Annotated in this window: 14 protein-coding genes, 1 other RNA gene and 1 pseudogene; 9 read left to right on the top strand and 7 right to left on the bottom strand. The window is 68.9% G+C overall.

The window, feature by feature from the left end; translation table 11 throughout:
• Nucleotides 1–121 precede the first annotated feature (121 nt).
• Nucleotides 122–697: a helix-turn-helix domain-containing protein gene (locus A5622_RS22950; RefSeq protein WP_066862771.1), complete on the bottom strand. Its 576-nt coding sequence runs from the start codon at nt 695–697 to the stop codon at nt 122–124.
• Between the two features lie 47 nt (nt 698–744).
• Here A5622_RS22950 and A5622_RS22945 point away from each other — a divergent pair, with 47 nt between their 5' ends.
• On the top strand, nt 745–1,377 hold the full coding sequence (locus tag A5622_RS22945) for a bifunctional 2-polyprenyl-6-hydroxyphenol methylase/3-demethylubiquinol 3-O-methyltransferase UbiG (RefSeq protein ID WP_066881428.1): 633 nt from the start codon (nt 745–747) through the stop codon (nt 1,375–1,377).
• Between the two features lie 5 nt (nt 1,378–1,382).
• On the opposite strand, the gene A5622_RS22940 is transcribed toward A5622_RS22945, so the two are convergent.
• The gene (locus A5622_RS22940) at nt 1,383–2,093 is read right to left on the bottom strand and encodes a 2OG-Fe(II) oxygenase (RefSeq protein ID WP_066862853.1); all 711 of its coding nucleotides are present in this window, start codon (nt 2,091–2,093) and stop codon (nt 1,383–1,385) included.
• Nucleotides 2,094–2,171: 78 nt separating this feature from the next.
• Here A5622_RS22940 and rnpB point away from each other — a divergent pair.
• An RNA gene (gene rnpB / locus A5622_RS22935) (RNase P RNA component class A) lies at nt 2,172–2,572 on the top strand.
• Nucleotides 2,573–2,646: 74 nt separating this feature from the next.
• Here the strand turns inward: rnpB and A5622_RS22930 are convergent.
• Nucleotides 2,647–4,191, bottom strand: coding sequence for a CYTH and CHAD domain-containing protein (locus A5622_RS22930; RefSeq protein ID WP_066881427.1), 1,545 nt, complete (start codon nt 4,189–4,191; stop codon nt 2,647–2,649).
• Nucleotides 4,192–4,290: 99 nt separating this feature from the next.
• On the bottom strand, nt 4,291–4,539 hold the full coding sequence (locus A5622_RS22925) for a hypothetical protein (protein WP_066881426.1): 249 nt from the start codon (nt 4,537–4,539) through the stop codon (nt 4,291–4,293).
• Nucleotides 4,540–4,724: 185 nt separating this feature from the next.
• On the opposite strand from A5622_RS22925, the gene A5622_RS22920 reads away from it, so the two are divergent.
• The gene (locus A5622_RS22920; protein ID WP_066881425.1) at nt 4,725–5,105 is read left to right on the top strand and encodes a heme-binding protein; all 381 of its coding nucleotides are present in this window, start codon (nt 4,725–4,727) and stop codon (nt 5,103–5,105) included.
• Nucleotides 5,106–5,115: 10 nt separating this feature from the next.
• On the opposite strand, the gene A5622_RS22915 is transcribed toward A5622_RS22920, so the two are convergent.
• Together A5622_RS22915 and panB are read right to left on the bottom strand one after the other, a co-directional pair.
• Complete coding sequence (locus A5622_RS22915; RefSeq protein ID WP_082984611.1) at nt 5,116–6,306, bottom strand: 1,4-beta-xylanase; 1,191 nt, start codon at nt 6,304–6,306, stop codon at nt 5,116–5,118.
• A 177-nt stretch (nt 6,307–6,483) separates the two neighbouring features.
• A complete protein-coding gene (panB, locus tag A5622_RS22910) occupies nt 6,484–7,332 on the bottom strand; it encodes a 3-methyl-2-oxobutanoate hydroxymethyltransferase (protein ID WP_066862859.1) in 849 nt (282 codons plus the stop codon).
• 145 nt (nt 7,333–7,477) lie between these two features.
• On the opposite strand from panB, the gene A5622_RS22905 reads away from it, so the two are divergent.
• The 3 genes from A5622_RS22905 (at nt 7,478) to A5622_RS22895 (ending at nt 12,207) form a co-directional block, all read left to right on the top strand.
• Nucleotides 7,478–8,869, top strand: a complete 1,392-nt coding sequence (locus tag A5622_RS22905; protein ID WP_066881449.1) for a wax ester/triacylglycerol synthase family O-acyltransferase — start codon at nt 7,478–7,480, stop codon at nt 8,867–8,869.
• A 52-nt stretch (nt 8,870–8,921) separates the two neighbouring features.
• Nucleotides 8,922–10,484: an alpha/beta hydrolase gene (locus A5622_RS22900; protein WP_156748841.1), complete on the top strand. Its 1,563-nt coding sequence runs from the start codon at nt 8,922–8,924 to the stop codon at nt 10,482–10,484.
• Nucleotides 10,485–10,638: 154 nt separating this feature from the next.
• Nucleotides 10,639–12,207 (top strand): alpha/beta hydrolase, encoded by a 1,569-nt coding sequence (locus A5622_RS22895; RefSeq protein WP_156753060.1) that lies wholly within the window; start codon nt 10,639–10,641, stop codon nt 12,205–12,207.
• A 65-nt stretch (nt 12,208–12,272) separates the two neighbouring features.
• Here the strand turns inward: A5622_RS22895 and A5622_RS30545 are convergent, their stop codons facing one another.
• Complete coding sequence (locus A5622_RS30545; protein ID WP_156753059.1) at nt 12,273–12,641, bottom strand: hypothetical protein; 369 nt, start codon at nt 12,639–12,641, stop codon at nt 12,273–12,275.
• Between the two features lie 186 nt (nt 12,642–12,827).
• On the opposite strand from A5622_RS30545, the gene A5622_RS22890 reads away from it, so the two are divergent.
• The 3 genes and pseudogenes from A5622_RS22890 to A5622_RS22880 form a co-directional block, all read left to right on the top strand.
• Entirely contained in the window at nt 12,828–13,199 is a 372-nt protein-coding gene (locus A5622_RS22890; RefSeq protein ID WP_066862792.1) for a DUF732 domain-containing protein, read from the top strand.
• 123 nt (nt 13,200–13,322) lie between these two features.
• Nucleotides 13,323–14,663, top strand: a complete 1,341-nt coding sequence (glnA, locus tag A5622_RS22885) for a type I glutamate--ammonia ligase (RefSeq protein ID WP_066862795.1) — start codon at nt 13,323–13,325, stop codon at nt 14,661–14,663.
• A 72-nt stretch (nt 14,664–14,735) separates the two neighbouring features.
• Nucleotides 14,736–15,939 (top strand): annotated as a pseudogene (locus tag A5622_RS22880) (bifunctional [glutamine synthetase] adenylyltransferase/[glutamine synthetase]-adenylyl-L-tyrosine phosphorylase); the annotation flags it as partial.

Raw genomic sequence — 15,939 nt, 5'->3', positions numbered from 1 at the left:
GAGACGACGCCGGGCGCGCTGCGCGGCGGCGCGACGGCGTATTCCCAAGCCCGGTCCATTACGCCACGCTAACGCCGCGCCCGGGTGAACGCGACGGTCAGGCCGTTCGCGCGGGTGCCATTCAGCTGTGCAGGTGGAGGCGCTCGCCGTGCGGGCCGAAGATGACGATGGCCTCCACCGGGCCGTCCACCACGCCGAACCAGTGCGGCGTCCACGTCGAGAACTCGACGGCCTGGCCGGGGTCGATGGTGAAGTCGCGCTCGCCCAAAATGAGCCGCATCCGCCCGGAAAGCACATACATCCAGTCCTGGCCCTCGTGCACCGGCAGCTCGGCGGGCGGGGTGCGGCGCCGCGCGCTGACCCGGACCTTGAACGCGTGCAGGCCGCCGGCGGGGCCCTGCCGGGTCAGCGGCCAATAGGTGACGCCGTGGTGAGTGCGCGCGGCGCCGCGCACCCGCGGGTCGGGAGCCGGCGGCGCCTGCAACAGTTCGTCGGTGCTGACCGACAGGGCCCGGGCCAGCCGGGGCAGGTGATCCAAAGCCAGCCGACGTTTCCCGGATTCGAGGCGGCTCAGCGTCGAGACGTCGATCCCGGCCCGCTCGCCGACCTCCTGCAGCGTCAGGCCGCGTTGCGCGCGCAGTTCCCGGAGCCGCTGGCGCACCAGGAGGTCGATGTCGGGGGTGGTTTTTGCCTGCATGGCAATTCAGCTTGGCAAATGAGGCACGGGGTAGGCAAGCTCGCGGTATGGAGAATTCGTGCAAACCTGATGATGCTGTGCAGTTTTGGGAGGAGCGCTACCGCTCGGCGGAGCGGGTGTGGAGCGGACGGGTCAATCCCCGCCTGGCCGAGGTGACCGCCGACCTGCCGGTGGGCCGGGCGCTCGACCTGGGCTGCGGGGAAGGGGCCGACGCCCTGTGGCTGGCCGAGCGCGGCTGGCAGGTGGTGGCCGTGGACGTCTCGGCCACCGCGCTGCGCCGGGCGACCGAGGCCGCGTCGGCCCGGAATCTGCTCGCGCGCATCGACTTTCAGCGTCATGATCTCAACGAGAGCTTCCCAGACGGGACCTTCGACCTGGTGTCCGCCCAATATCTGCACTCGCCGGCCCGGCTGGAACGCGACGGGGTGTTGCAGCGGGCCGCCGAGCGGGTGAATCGCGGTGGCGTGCTGTTGATCGTCGACCACGGCGCGCCACCGCCATGGGCGGAGCATCACGATCACCACTTCGCCGGGATCGAGGAGGTCCTCGGGTCGCTGGATCTCAACGCGCCGCGGTGGACGCGGCTGCGAACCGAGGCCGTCGAGCGCGAAATGGTCGGCCCGAACGGGGAACTCGGAACGATGGCCGACAACGTGATGGTCCTGCGACGAACCGGGTAGGCCTGTTACGCCGCGTCGTGAAAGATCAGTCCCATCGCATAGCGCTCACCGGAGCGAACCACCGAGACCCCGTGGCGCACCGGCGCCGCGGACCAACCCCGCGCCGAGGGCACCGGCCGTTCCCGGGTGGTGAAGACATACCCGTGCCCCTGCGGCAATTGTGTTGCCATGCCACGGGATTGGGCCCGCAGCCGTTGCTCGACGAGCAGGAATTCGCCGCCGGTGTAGTCGGTGTCCGGGTTGCTCAGGTTGATGACGACCTGGAGCGGAAAAACCAAGTCACCATACAGGTCTCGATGCAGCGCATTCCAGTCACCCGCACCGTATTTCAGCATCAGGGCGGTGGACCTGCGCTGGCCGGCGGCGTGGCAGGCCGCCAGCCAATCGTCGAGGCTGTCCGGCCACGGCGCGTCCCGGCCGAGCTTGGCCCACCACTCGCGCGCGATCGGCAGCAGCCGGGGGTAGAGGGCCTGCTTGAGCGCCTCGATGGGTTCGGGGTAGGGCGCATGAAAATAGCGGTACTGCCCGGCGCCATAGCGTTTGGGCGCCATGTCGATGGTCGACCGGAACAGGCCGTCGTCGGCGTAAAGCGCGCGCAGGCGGGCCGCTTCGGTAGGCGTGATCAGCCGCGGCAGCAGCGCCCCGCCGTACTCGTCGACCTCCGCAGCGATCCCAAGCCAATCGCCGGAGTCCACGCGCTTGTTCCATCGGCCCATCAGGTCCACGATAGAGCCGCGCGAGCCGTGGTTGCTGGCCCCGGCATGGGTGCAGGTAGTACCGTGGTTCGTCGCGGACGAGTTGGCCGGGCGGCCGCGGACCGTCGCAAGGCGGTTCGAGGAAAGTCCGGACTTCACAGAGCAGGGTGATTGCTAACGGCAATCCGAGGTGACTCGCGGGAAAGTGCCACAGAAAACAGACCGCCACCCACGGGTGGTAAGGGTGAAACGGTGCGGTAAGAGCGCACCAGCATCCCGGGTGACCGGGGTGGCTCGGCAAACCCCACCCGAAGCAAGGCCAAGAAGGCCGCACCCAAGGTGTGGCCGCGCAGGCGTTCGAGGGCTGCTCGCCCGAGCCTGCGGGTAGGCCGCTCGAGGCACCCGGTGACGGTGTGTCCAGATGGATGGTCGCCGCCGCGCCGCCGTTGCCTATGCGCGGCCGCGCGGAACAGAATCCGGCTTACAGGCCAACTCGTCCGCCCGCCCATTGGTGACCAGACGTAAAAGCACCCATTTTGGCGTCAAGATGGGTGCTTTTACGTCTGCTCGGCAGCTAATGCCCCGCTTTGCGCACCGCTTTGGCGAGTTTGCGCAGCGTGTCGTCGAGCTTGTCGCGGCACCGATCGGCCAGGTCGGCCTCCCGCTGGTACAACAGGCCGTAGGTGAAGGTGTCCTCGCCGGCGGCGTGCGCGGCTTCGGCTTCCTGACGCAGGTGCTCGCGGCTGACGACGCTGTCTTGATGATCGCCCAGCAGCGACTGGACCGCCTTGGCCTGTTCGGACACCCCGGCCGCGCCGGTCGCCGAGGCGGTGTAGCGAAGTCGCTTGGCGCGCTTGCGGATCCGATGTATCGCCTCGTCGCGTTGGTGTTGGTCGTCCGGGTGCTCGCGGTCCACCTGGGCGGCGGCCTTCTGGGCCTTGCGGACCTTCTTGTAGGCGGCGTCGATGGTCACCGGCGCCGGTGCCTCGGCGGTGGCCGCGCCGGGGATCTCGGCCGCTATCAGGTCGAGGGAGTCGAGCAGGCGGAAGTATCGCTGCGAGCGCATCGCGATCAGGGACCGGCGCAGCCCGGTCTGGTAGCGCCGCTGCGCACCCCCGACCAGACGTTCGCGCACCGGCCCGCGCACCAATTCCGGTGCGAGCGAGTCCAAGTCGCGTTCGTATCGCTCGGCGAGCACCTCGGCGTCGCGCGCCACCCCCAGGATCCCGGCGAGCTCACGCAACTCGTCGAGCACCCAGCCGTCGTCGGGCAGCCCGAATGACTCCTGGTAGTCCCGCAGCAGGCTGCGCAACTTGCGGGTCGTCACCCGCATCTGGTGGATGGAGTCGTAGGCGTCGGCGCGCACCGCGCGGTCCCACACCAGGAGCTCGCGCACCTGCTCGGCGATCGCGCGCTGCAGCGGATCTTCCGGCGGCGCAGCGCCGTCGGCCGCCGGCGTGGTGCCCAGCACCCGCGCCAGCTTGGAGCCGTGACCCGCCGGTGCGGCGCCGGCGTCCAGCAGCCGATTGCTCAACCGGTTCAGCAACTCGACGCCGGCCGTGCCGCTGGACAGCCCGCCGGCCTCCAGCAGCTCCAGCTCCCACTCGCGCCATTCCTGCTCGGTCGGTGCGTCGGCGTCGTCGGAGTCCCGCGTCGACCACGCGACGACATGGTCGTTGCTGAACTCGGCCAGCGCGGTGCCCGCGGCGTCGTACAGCACCTGGCTCTCCCGGCGGGTGGTGATGCGCGCGACCGGCTGCAGCGGCCGGTCGCGGACGATCGCCAACACCACGTCGGTCAGCTCGTCGGGCACGCTGTGGTTTGCGCCGGAGGCGTCCAGCGGTGTGCGCACCTCGGTGCGGGCGTCGGGCCCGGAAGGCAGCTTCAGGTGCCATCCGGCATCGGTGCCGCCGGTGCGGCGGCGCAGCGTTATCTTGTTGCGCGCCAAGTCGTGTAGGGGCGTGTCGAAGTACGTCGCATCGAGGGTTTGCATCGGCGACTTCTCGACGTGCGCCACCGCGGCGATCCCTTCGAACGAGGGCGACACGGTGGACTCGACCACGTCGAACTTGCGCTCGACCTCGAGATGACGCGAGGTCTGCGGCGCTTTTGCAGGCATCTTCGGCTCCACTGAAGGCGGGGCGGGCGCGTAGGGCACCCATAGCCTGCCATACCGAAAAGACGAGGCCGCCGCGGATCGGCCGGCGGCGGCCGCGGCTTACGGCGGCGGCGGAGGAGGGGCCGTCGTGTCGTCTTCGGGCAGCGGCGCATACACCGCCGGCGGCGGGACATAGCGTTGAATGTTGTCGGCGATGTTGGTGCACCCGCTCACCGAAATGCGCCGGCCCGCGCCCACGCACACCGTCGCCTGCACCCGATCGGCGGAATGGGCCGGACCAACAATGGTGGGAATCCCGGCCAAGCCCGAGAACGCCAGCAACGCGGCAAACCAGCGGCGCCGATTCATCTGCGGTCTCCTTTCCAGCCACCCTGGAACCATTGTGCCGTCGTAGCGCGGCGGGCGGGCCGAGATCGAGGAATGGATCCGCATTTCCATGCGGCCCGAATTCGCGCATGCGCGGCGAGAAAACCCCTTATGGTTTGCGGTACGAACGGCCGCGCCTGCGGACGCGAAGACGAAGGAGCGTTTCCATGGTGTCTTTTGTTCGCCCGGCGGCCCGGGTCGCGTCCGGCGCAATAGCGGCCGGCGCGGTGAGCGTGGCGATGCTTTTCGCGACGGCCAGTTCGGCCGCCGCGGATTGGCCGGCGGACGATCCCGAACCGGCGCCCTCGTCGCAACCGAATTGCACGGCGGCCGACCTTGCCCAGGTGTCGTCGGGCGTCGCCGCGGCGACGTCGGGGTATCTGTTCGCCCACCCGGACGTCAACGCGTACTTCACCAGTTTGAAGGGGCAGCCGCGCGACGACATGCGGGCGCAGCTGAAGCAGTACATGGACGCCAACCCGCAGACCCACGCCGACCTCGAGGGCATCCGCCAGCCGTTGACCGACTTTCAGAATCGGTGCCGCTGACCGAGCGCCGTCAGCCCGCCGGCGGTGGTGGCGGCGGCTGCAGGTGCATCGCCAGGTCGCCGCACTCGAGGATCGTCTGGATCTCGGTGTCGCGGAATGGCCGCCCGTCCGGGCCGAGCAGGTCGTGAAACCACTCCTGCGGCATCGCCGGGTCCGGGTTCGGCTGGTCCCAGGAATCCCAGGGGAAGTAGGTCTGCGTCTTGCCGGCGACCAGTCCCCAGTTGAACGCGCCGACGCCTGCGCGCTTGGCGATGGGCAGGATGTCTTGGACCGTGCTGCCCAACGGCCGGGCCATGTACTCGGTGCACAGGATGGGCCGGCCCTGCGGTACGAGTTCGGCGATGCGGCTCTCGAACTCCGCCGGCGCGGCGTAGGAGTGAAAGGTGATGACGTCGGAGTTGTCGAGCTGGATGCCGCTGATGACGCTGCGGCGACCCGGGTCGGCCCACTCGCCGTGCCAGACGCCGCTGGTCAACGGCTGGCAGGGATCGACCAGCCGCGCCCACTCGAACACCTGCGGAAGTAGCCGGGCGACCAGATCCACCTTGTCTTTCCGCTCGACCTTGGCGTAGGCATCGGCCGGGTTGTCCGGCTCGTTCCACAGGTCCCAACCCAGGACGCGGTCGTCGCTGCGGAACTGCGTCAGCACCCCGGTGACATAGCCGCGCATGGTGTGCAGGTAGCCGGGATCGTCGAGGCGCGCCGCCCCCGGGCTCTGCACCCAGCCGGAGTTGTGGATTCCCGGCCGGGGCGCGCGCTGCGGGCCCGCCTGGGGGAAGGGATCCCAGCACGAATCGAACAGGACGAACAGCGGCTTGATGCCGTGCCGTGCCGCGATGTCGACGAATTGGGCGAGGCGCCCCTGAAACCCGCGGTAATCCTGCGCCCATAGCTGATCGTGCAGGAACACCCGTATCGCGTTGAACCCGTTGGTTCGCGCCCAGCCCAGTTCGGTGTCGATGCGCCGGGGGTCGAAGGTTTCGCGCTGGAACATCTCCAGCTGGTTGATGGCGTTGGAGGTGATGTAGTTGGCACCGACCGGCCAGCCCTGCGCCTGATACCAGCGGTTGGCGCGCTCGGGTGACCACCGGGCCGCCTGCGGCGAGGTGCGGGGCGGTTGGGCGGACGCGCGTGGCGTCTGGGCCAAAGCCATGCCTCCTGCCACCAGCAGCGGCAACGCCAACACCGCTCGACGGTGCACGGAGTCACCGCGATTCCCCCGGTTGATGTGGTCCACCCCTGCTCGTCAGAGTTCGGTTGGTCTCTGCGGGCAATCGTACAGCGCTGTAGCGCAACGCTTTTCAGCGGTTGGGCGGTGACAGCGGTAACGCCGCCGACCAGGCGTGCAGCGTGCGGTGAGGACTTCGCCGGGGTGAATCTAGAAGCAGTGCTCTTCGGCGGGGAAGGTCCCGCCGGCCACCTCTTGCGCATATTGCGTTGCGGCCCGGCGCAATTCCCCGCCGATGTCGGCGAACCGCTTGACGAAGCGGGCGGCCTTGCCGCTGCTCATGCCGGCCATGTCCTGCCAGACCAGGACCTGGCCGTCGCAGTTCGGTCCGGCCCCGATCCCGACCGTGGGGATGGTCAGCTTGCCGGTGATCTGGGTGGCCAGCTCGGCGGGCACCATCTCCATCACGACGGCGAACGCACCGGCCTCGGCGACGGCGATCGCGTCGTGCACGGTCTGCTCCGCCGCGTCACCGCGGCCCTGCACCCGAAATCCGCCCAGGCCGTTCACGCTTTGCGGGGTGAACCCGATGTGCGCCATCACCGGGATGCCGGCGGCGGTCAGGCAGGCGATCTGCTCGGCGACCCGCTCGCCGCCCTCGAGCTTGACCGCGTGCGCGCCGCCCTCCTTCATGAAGCGGGTGGCGGCGGCCAGCGCGGCGGCCGGTCCGGCCTCGTAGCTCCCAAACGGCAGGTCGGCGACGACCAGCGCGTGCGGGGCACCCCGCACCACGCCGCGCACCAGCGGAATCAATTCGTCGATCGAGACGGGCACGGTGGTGTCGTAGCCGTACACCACGTTGGCCGCCGAGTCGCCGACCAGCAGGACCGGGATGCCGGCCTCGTCGAAAACGCGGGCTGTCGAATAGTCGTAGGCCGTCAACATGGCCCACTTGTGGCCCTCGGCCTTCATCTTCTGCAGGTGATGGGTGCGAATCTTGGGCCGCGGCTTTTCGGGCTGCGCAGGCGAGTTGGCACCGTAAACGTTGTGCTCAGACATCATTGTCCCTAGTGGTGGTCGGTTCGATCCTCGTGGCCTGCAGGGTCAATCCTGACTGGTCCCCGGGTTCGTTTGACTACTTGATTCTGCCATTTCTTTTGCGCAGTTGCACCGCCGCGGCAGTGTGAGACATACCATGCTGCGCATGCAGCGGCTGAGTGGACTGGACGCCAGCTTCCTGTATCTCGAGACGTCGTCGCAGCCCCTGCATGTGTGCTCGATCATCGAACTGGACACGTCGACGGTGCCGGGCGGTTACGCCTTTGACCGGCTGCGCGACGCCCTGGCGCTGCGCATCAAGGCGATCCCGGCGTTCCGCGAGAAGCTGGCCAACAGTCCGCTGAACCTCGACCACCCGGTCTGGGTGGACGACGAGAAATTCGATATCATCCGTCACCTGCACCGCATCGCGGTGCCGGCACCGGGCGGGCGGACCGAGCTTTCCGAGATCTGCGGCCACATCGCCGAGACACCGTTGGATCGTGGCCGGCCGCTGTGGGAGATGTGGGTCATCGAGGGCGTGGCCGGCACGGACTGCCACCGGGACGGGCGGTTGGCGGTGATGACCAAGGTGCACCACGCCGGAGTCGACGGGGTGACCGGCGCGAGCCTGATGTCGCAGTTGTGCGCGACCGAGCCCGACGCCCCGCCGCCGGAGCCGGCCGAGGGCGTCGGCGGAGCCCATGGTTGGCAGATCGCGGCGGGCGGGCTGGTCCGCTTCGCGACCCGGCCGCTGCACCTGGCCAACGTGGTGCCCGACACCGTCTCGTCGGTGCTCGCCACCGTGCGACGGGCGCGCGACGGTCTGACCATGGCCCGTCCCTTCGCGGCGCCGCGGACCGTCTTCAACGCCAGAATCAGCGACCGCCGCAACGTCGCTTATGCCGAATTGGATCTCGGCGACATCAAAACGGTGAAGAACCATTTCGACGTCAAAGTCAACGACGTCGTGATGGCCTTGGTTTCCGGTGTGCTGCGCCAATACCTGACCGACCGAAACGAATTGCCGAAGTCGTCGCTGGTGGCTTCGGTCCCGGTTTCGGTGCACGGCAAATCCGACCGGCCCGGCCGCAATCAGGTATCGGCGATGTTTTCCTGTTTGCATACCCAGATCGACGATCCCGTGGAACGCCTGAAAGCCATCGCCGAGGCGAATTCGATTGCCAAAGAACACAGTTCAGCTATCGGCGCATCACTGCTGCAGGATTGGTCGCAATTCGCCGCGCCGGCGGTTTTCGGTATTGCGATGCGGTTGTATGCCAGAACCCGGTTCACCGACAGCATGCCGGTGCACAATTTGGTCGTCTCGAACGTGCCCGGGCCGCAGGTTCCGCTGTACCTGCTGGGCTGCGAGGTCAAATCGATGTATCCGTTGGGGCCGATTTTTCACGGCTCGGGACTCAACATCACCGCGATGTCGCTGCAGGGCAAACTCGACGTCGGGCTGGTCGCCTGTCCGGATCTGGTGCCGGACCTGTGGGAGATTGCCGACGAGTTCGCGGTGGGGCTCGAAGAGCTGCTTGCGCTCGCGCGGTAGCTCCGGCGGCGGTGCCGCTCATCCGGATCTCAGGTTTCCTCTGGCAGCATAGGTGGGCATGGGCCTGTCTCGCCGCGCCAAGATCGCGCGCACGCTGCTGATCTGGACGTCGATGGCTGCCGTCGCGCTGCTGCTGGCCGGCTGTGTCCGTGTGGTGGTGGGACGCGCCGTCATGTCCGGGCCGAAGCTGGGTCAGGCCGTGGAGTGGACGCCGTGCCGGGCGGCGAACCCGAAGGTCAAACTTCCGGCCGGCGCGCTGTGCGGCAAACTGGCCGTGCCGGTCGACTACGACCACCTCGACGGCGACGTGGCGACGCTGGCGATGATTCGTTTCCCCGCGACCGGGGACAAGATCGGCTCGCTGGTGATCAACCCCGGCGGACCGGGGGAGTCCGGTATCGAGGCGGCGCTGGGTGTCGTGCAGTCGTTGCCCAAGAAGGTTCGCGAACGCTTCGACCTGGTCGGCTTCGACCCCCGCGGGGTGGGGGCGTCGCGCCCGGCGGTCTGGTGCAACTCCGACGCCGACAACGACCGGCTGCGCACCGAGCCCAACGTCGACTACAGCCCGGCGGGTGTGGCCCACATGGAAGACGAGACCAAGCAGTTCGTCGGCCGCTGCATCGACAAGATGGGCAAGGGTTTCCTGGCCAACGTCGGGACCGTCAACGTCGCACGCGATCTCGATGCCATCCGCGCGGCGCTCGGTGACGAGAAGCTGACCTATCTCGGCTACTCCTACGGCACCCGGATCGGCTCGGCGTACGCCGAGGCCTTCCCGCACAACGTGCGGGCGATGATCCTCGACGGTGCCGTCGACCCCAACGCCGACCAGATCGAGGCGGACCTGCGCCAGGCCAAGGGATTCCAGGACGCGTTCAACGACTACGCCGCCGAATGCGCCAAGCAGCCGACCTGCCCGCTGGGCACCGATCCGGCCAAAGCCGTTGACGTCTACCACAGCCTGGTCGACCCGATGGTCGATCCGAACAACCCGATGGTGGGCCGCCCCGTCCCGACCAACGACCCGCGCGGCCTGAGCTACAGCGACGCGATCATCGGGACGATCATGGCGCTGTATTCGCCGAACCTGTGGCATCACCTGACCGACGGGCTGGCCGAGCTCGTCGACCACCACGGCGACACCCTGCTCGCCCTGGCCGACATGTACATGCGCCGCGACTCGCACGGCCACTACAGCAATGCCACCGACGCGCGGGTGGCGGTCAACTGCGTGGACCAGCCGCCAATCACCGACCGCGCCAAGGTGATTGACGAAGACCGCCGCTCCCGTGAGGTCGCCCCGTTCATGAGCTACGGGCAGTTCACCGGCAACGCGCCGCTGGGTACCTGCGCGTTCTGGCCGGTGCCGCCGACCAGCAAGCCGCACACCATTTCCGCGCCCGGCCTGGCGCCCACGGTGGTGGTGTCGACAACCCATGACCCGGCCACCCCGTACAAGGCCGGCGTCGACCTCGCCAACGAGCTGCGCAGCTCGCTGCTCACCTACGACGGCACCCAGCACACGGTGGTGTTCCAGGGCGACGGCTGCATCGACAACTACGTGACGGCGTATCTGGTCGGTGGTTCCATCCCGCCGAGCGGCGCCAAGTGCTAGCCACCCGGCGACGCTGCCGCCGAACGTGCACTCACGGCGAGGTTTTCGTCGATTCTGCGCCGTGAGTGCACGCTCGGCGAGGGCGCGAGCCACTTGAGAGCCGAGACCAAGGCGTAATCGTTTCGCGCTGTGACGGGTACCCGCGGCTGCAACGATGACAGCCATGTCGCGCCTGAGATCCTTGAGCTCGGCGCTGTTTTCATTCGGGCTGCTGCTCGGTGGCACCTTCGTCGTCGCGCTGCCGGTGGCCGCGGCCACCCCCGAACCCGGTGCCGGGCAGACGCCGGGCCCGAACCCGCCCTCGGCCGCGGTGCCGCAGGGGTGGGGGAGCTGTGGCCAATTCGTCAGTGACACAAGCGAAATCCCGACCGCGCAGTGCACCACCGTGTCGGTGCCGATCGACTACAACAATCCCGCGGGGGCGCAGGCCAAGCTGGCGGTGATCCGGGTCCCGGCGTCGGGGCAGCGGGTCGGCTCGCTGCTGGTCAACCCCGGCGGTCCCGGCGGCTCGGCGGTCGACATGGTGGCCGCGATGGCCCCGGATTTGGCGAACTCTCCGATCAGGCGCAACTTCGATCTGGTCGGCTTCGACCCCAGGGGTGTCGGCCACTCGACGCCCGCGCTGCGCTGCCGCACCGACGCCGAGTTCGACGCCTACCGGCGCGAGCCGATGGTCGACTACAGCCCCGGCGGGGTCGCGCATATCGAGCAGCTCTACCGGCAGCTGGCCCAGCAGTGCGTCAACCGGATGGGCGCGGCGTTTCTGGCCAACACCGGCACCGCCTCGGTCGCGCGCGACATGGACCTGGTGCGCCAGACGCTGGGCGACGACCAGATCAACTACCTGGGCTACAGCTACGGCACCGAGTTGGGCACCGCCTATTTGGAGAAGTTCAGCAACCACGTGCGCGCGATGGTGCTCGACGGCGCCATCGACCCGACCGTCGGGCCGATCGACGAGAACGTCAACCAAATGGCCGGATTCCAAACGGCTTTCAACGACTACGCCACCGACTGCGCGCGCTCACCGGGCTGTCCGCTGGGCACCGACCCGAGCCAATTCGTCAACCGCTACCACGCGCTGGTCAACCCGCTGGCCACCAGGTCCGGCAAAACCGCGGACCCGCGCGGCCTGAGCTACGCCGACGCGACCACCGGCACCATCAACGCGCTCTACACCCCGGCGCACTGGAAATACCTGACTAGCGGGCTGCTCGGCCTGGCCCGCGGCACCGACGCCGGCGACCTGTTGTTGCTCGCCGACGACTACGACGGGCGCGACAAGAACGGGCACTATGCCAACGACCAGGACGCGTTCAACGCGATCCGCTGCGTCGACGCGCCCAACCCGACGGATCAAGCCAGCTGGGTGAGCGCCGATCAGCGGATCCGGCAGGCCGCGCCGTTCCTGAGCTACGGGCAGTTCACCGGAAATGCTCCGCGCGATTTGTGCGCGCTGTGGCCGGTGCCGGCGACGTCGGCGCCGCACGCCGCGCCGCCCATGGCGCCGGGCAAGGTCGTCGTCGTCTCCACCACGCACGACCCGGCCACGCCGTACCAGGCCGGGGTGAACCTGGCCCGCCAGCTCGGCGGCCCGCTGATCACCTACGACGGGACCCAGCACACCGCGGTGTTCAACGGCCACCAGTGCGTGGACACCGCCGTCGTCCGGTATCTGGTCGCCGGCACGCCGCCGCCGGCCTCCTACCACTGCCAGTCCTGACTGCGCGGGGTCACCCGCCCGCCGCCCGGTCCGCATGTCAGAGGTTCTCCCGCAGGGCTTTTGGCTCACGGTGAGAGCTGGACATGGCCCCGCGGCGGAGGCGGCGGTGGAGGCTCGGGCGGAGGCGGCGGTGCCGGCGGCGGCCCGTCCTGTTGTGGGGTGGGTCCTTGTTGCCGCGGCGGGGAGAGCGGCTGTTGCGCACGAGGTGGCGGCGGCGCCACAACGGGTGGCTCGAGCGGCGCGACCGTCGGCGGTGGCGGGATCTGGGGCGGATCGGGTGTGAGCTCTCCTACCGGCGCGGGCTCGATCAGCGCGGCAGGCCCGCTGTCCTGGGCGCCGGATGCCCGAGGCGCCGGCAGCTGCGCAGCCCCGGCCACCGTCGGGGCCGCGCTTATCGAGGCGGCGATCGCCGCGTACGCAACGAGCGCGGTCATGCGCCGACGCCGCCGTCGCGCCGCGCCGCTCAACTGCGGGTTCGCGCGAAAGCGCTGTGGTGATTCACGATGACAACCGGTTACGATGTCGATCTTTCCAGGTGCCGGCCGCCTCCACTGTTACCACTCGGTATCCATTAGGTGAGAGCGGCCGGGCAGGTGACACAAAGAAGCGAAGATTCTGCCGTGCGCATCCGAATCGCCCGATCCGCCGAGACTCTGGTCAACACCTCGGCGCTGCTTGCCGCCGCGGTCATCTGCGCGGGCGGCGCGGCGGCCGACCCGGATCAGGACGCGCAGTTCGTGGCGTTGCTCGCACAAAAGCAGATCCCGGCCACCGACAACGTGCCGGGCCTGGTGTACCGGGCCCGTGAGATCTGCGGGGAACTCGATCACGGCTCCTCGGTCCAGGCCGCCGTGGACGAGGAGGTGAACACGGCGTACCGGGAAAACCCGTCCCTGCGGATAGTCGCCGACCGCGTTACCCGCACCGCGGTCAAATTCGTGTCGGCGTCGGTGGACGTCTACTGCCCAGGCCATCAAGGCGAGCTGCCCTAGCGGCGACCGCGTGCCTTTGCACGCACGGCTCCCCGGCGCGTGGCGTCGCGCCGCAATGTGGGCAATGGTTCTGAGCGGGCATCGGTAACACAGAATTAACAGCAGTTGCATACTGTTCGGGTTATGGATCGACAGAAGGAATTCGTCCTCCGCACCCTCGAGGAACGGGACATCCGCTTCGTTCGGCTGTGGTTTACCGATGTGCTCGGTTTCCTCAAGTCGGTCGCCATCGCCCCGGCCGAGCTCGAAGGCGCCTTCGAGGAGGGCATCGGCTTCGACGGATCCTCGATCGAGGGCTTCTCCCGGGTCTCCGAATCCGACACCGTGGCCAACCCCGACCCGTCCACCTTCCAGGTGCTGCCGTGGGCCTCGGCCAACGGCCACCACCACTCGGCGCGGATGTTCTGCGACATCACCATGCCGGACGGCTCGCCGTCGTGGGCCGACCCCCGCCACGTGCTGCGCCGCCAGCTGCAGAAGGCCAACGACCTGGGCTTCTCCTGCTACGTGCACCCCGAGATCGAATTCTTCCTGCTCAAGCCGGGCCCCGACGACGGGACGCCGCCCGTTCCCGTCGACAACGCCGGCTACTTCGACCAGGCGGTCCACGACTCCGCCTCGAACTTCCGCCGCCACGCCATCGAAGCCCTGGAATTCATGGGCATCTCGGTGGAGTTCAGCCACCACGAGGGCGCGCCCGGCCAGCAGGAGATCGACCTGCGCTTCGCCGACGCCCTGTCGATGGCCGACAACGTGATGACGTTCCGTTACGTCATCAAGGAGGTGGCGATCGAGAACGGCGCCCGCGCGACCTTCATGCCCAAGCCGTTCGGGCAGCATCCCGGGTCCGCGATGCACACCCACATGAGCCTGTTCGAGGGCGACGTCAACGCGTTCCACAGCCCCGACGACCCGCTGCAGCTGTCCGACGTGGGCAAGTCGTTCATCGCCGGAATTCTCGAGCACGCCTCGGAGATCAGCGCCGTCACCAATCAATGGGTCAACTCCTACAAGCGACTGGTCGGCGGCGGCGAGGCGCCCACCGCCGCGTCCTGGGGTGCGGCCAACCGGTCCGCGCTGGTGCGGGTGCCCATGTACACGCCGCACAAGACGTCGTCGCGGCGCGTCGAGGTGCGCAGCCCCGACTCGGCCTGCAACCCGTACCTGGCCTTCGCCGTGCTGCTGGCCGCCGGGCTGCGCGGGGTGGAGAAGGGCTACGTGCTGGGGCCACAGGCCGAGGACAACGTGTGGGACCTGACCGCCGAGGAACGCATCGCGATGGGATACCGCGAGCTGCCGACGAGCCTGGACAGCGCGCTGCGCGCCATGGAGTCCTCCGAGCTGGTCGCGGAAACCTTGGGGGAGCACGTGTTTGACTTCTTCCTGCGCAATAAGCGCACGGAGTGGGCCAACTACCGCAGCCACGTCACCCCATACGAGCTGAGCACCTACCTGTCCCTGTAGGTCCGGATCGGGCATATCCCGTTGTGCACTAGCGCCGCTCGTGCCTGAAGACGGGCGGCTTGCGCTACGGTCGTGGTCGTGACCAAACCCGCGACGCAGCGCCCCAGGCTGCCCAGCGTCGGCCGGCTCGGGTTGGTCGATCCGCAAGCGGCCGAACGCATGGCGCAACTGGGGTGGTACGAGCACGACGACCAGGCGCACGTCGACCTGCTGTGGTCGCTGTCGCGCGCGGCCGACCCTGACGCCGCGCTGCTGGCCCTGGTCCGGCTCTCGGAGAACCCCGACGCCGGGTGGGACGAACTCAACGCCGCCCTGCTCGCCGAACGCCCGCTGCGCGGCCGGCTGTTCGGCGTGCTCGGCGCGTCGCTGGCCCTGGGCGATCACCTGATCGCCCAGCCGCAATCCTGGAAATTGTTGCGCGGCAACGTCAAACTGCCCACCCGCGACGAGCTGCGCGCGGTGTTCACCGGCTGCGTGGATGAGGCGCTGGCCGCGCCGGGTTCGGCGATGGTGCGCCTGCGCACCCGCTACCGCGACCAGCTGCTGGTGCTGGCCGCGCTGGACCTGGCCGCCACCGTCGAGGACGAGCCGGTGGTCCCGTTCACCGTGGTGGCGGCCCACCTCTCGGACCTGGCCGACGCCGCGCTGGCCGCCGCGCTGCGGGTGGCCGAGAACAGCGTGTGCGGCGACCGGACGCCGCCGCGGCTGGCGGTCATCGCGATGGGCAAATGCGGTGCCCGCGAACTGAACTACGTCAGCGACGTCGACGTCATCTTCGTCGGCGAGCAGGCCGACACCGTCACCACCCGGGTGGCCAGCGAGATGATGCGGCTGGCCTCCGAGGCGTTTTTCCAGGTCGACGCCGGTCTGCGGCCCGAGGGGCGCAGCGGGGAACTGGTCCGCACCGTCGAGTCGCACATCGCCTACTACCAGCGCTGGGCCAAGACCTGGGAGTTCCAGGCGCTGCTGAAAGCCCGTGCGGCCGTAGGCGACGCGGAGCTGGGGCGGCGCTACCTGGACGCGTTGATGCCGATGGTGTGGGTCGCCTGCGAGCGTGAGGACTTCGTGGTCGAGGTGCAGGCCATGCGGCGCCGGGTCGAGCAGCTGGTGCCCGCCGAGGTCCGCGGCCGCGAGATCAAGCTGGGCAGCGGCGGGCTGCGCGATGTGGAATTCGCCGTGCAGCTGCTGCAGCTGGTGCACGGCCGCGGCGACGACTCGCTGCACGTGGCGTCGACGGTGGACGCGCTGGCCGCGCTGGGTCAGGGCGGCTACATCG

The organism is Mycobacterium sp. 1245801.1 (assembly GCF_001673055.1).
Lineage (GTDB): Bacteria > Actinomycetota > Actinomycetes > Mycobacteriales > Mycobacteriaceae > Mycobacterium > Mycobacterium europaeum_A.
The sequence above is the reverse complement of the archived record's forward strand: the minus strand, read 5'-3'. Positions and strand labels throughout refer to the sequence as shown.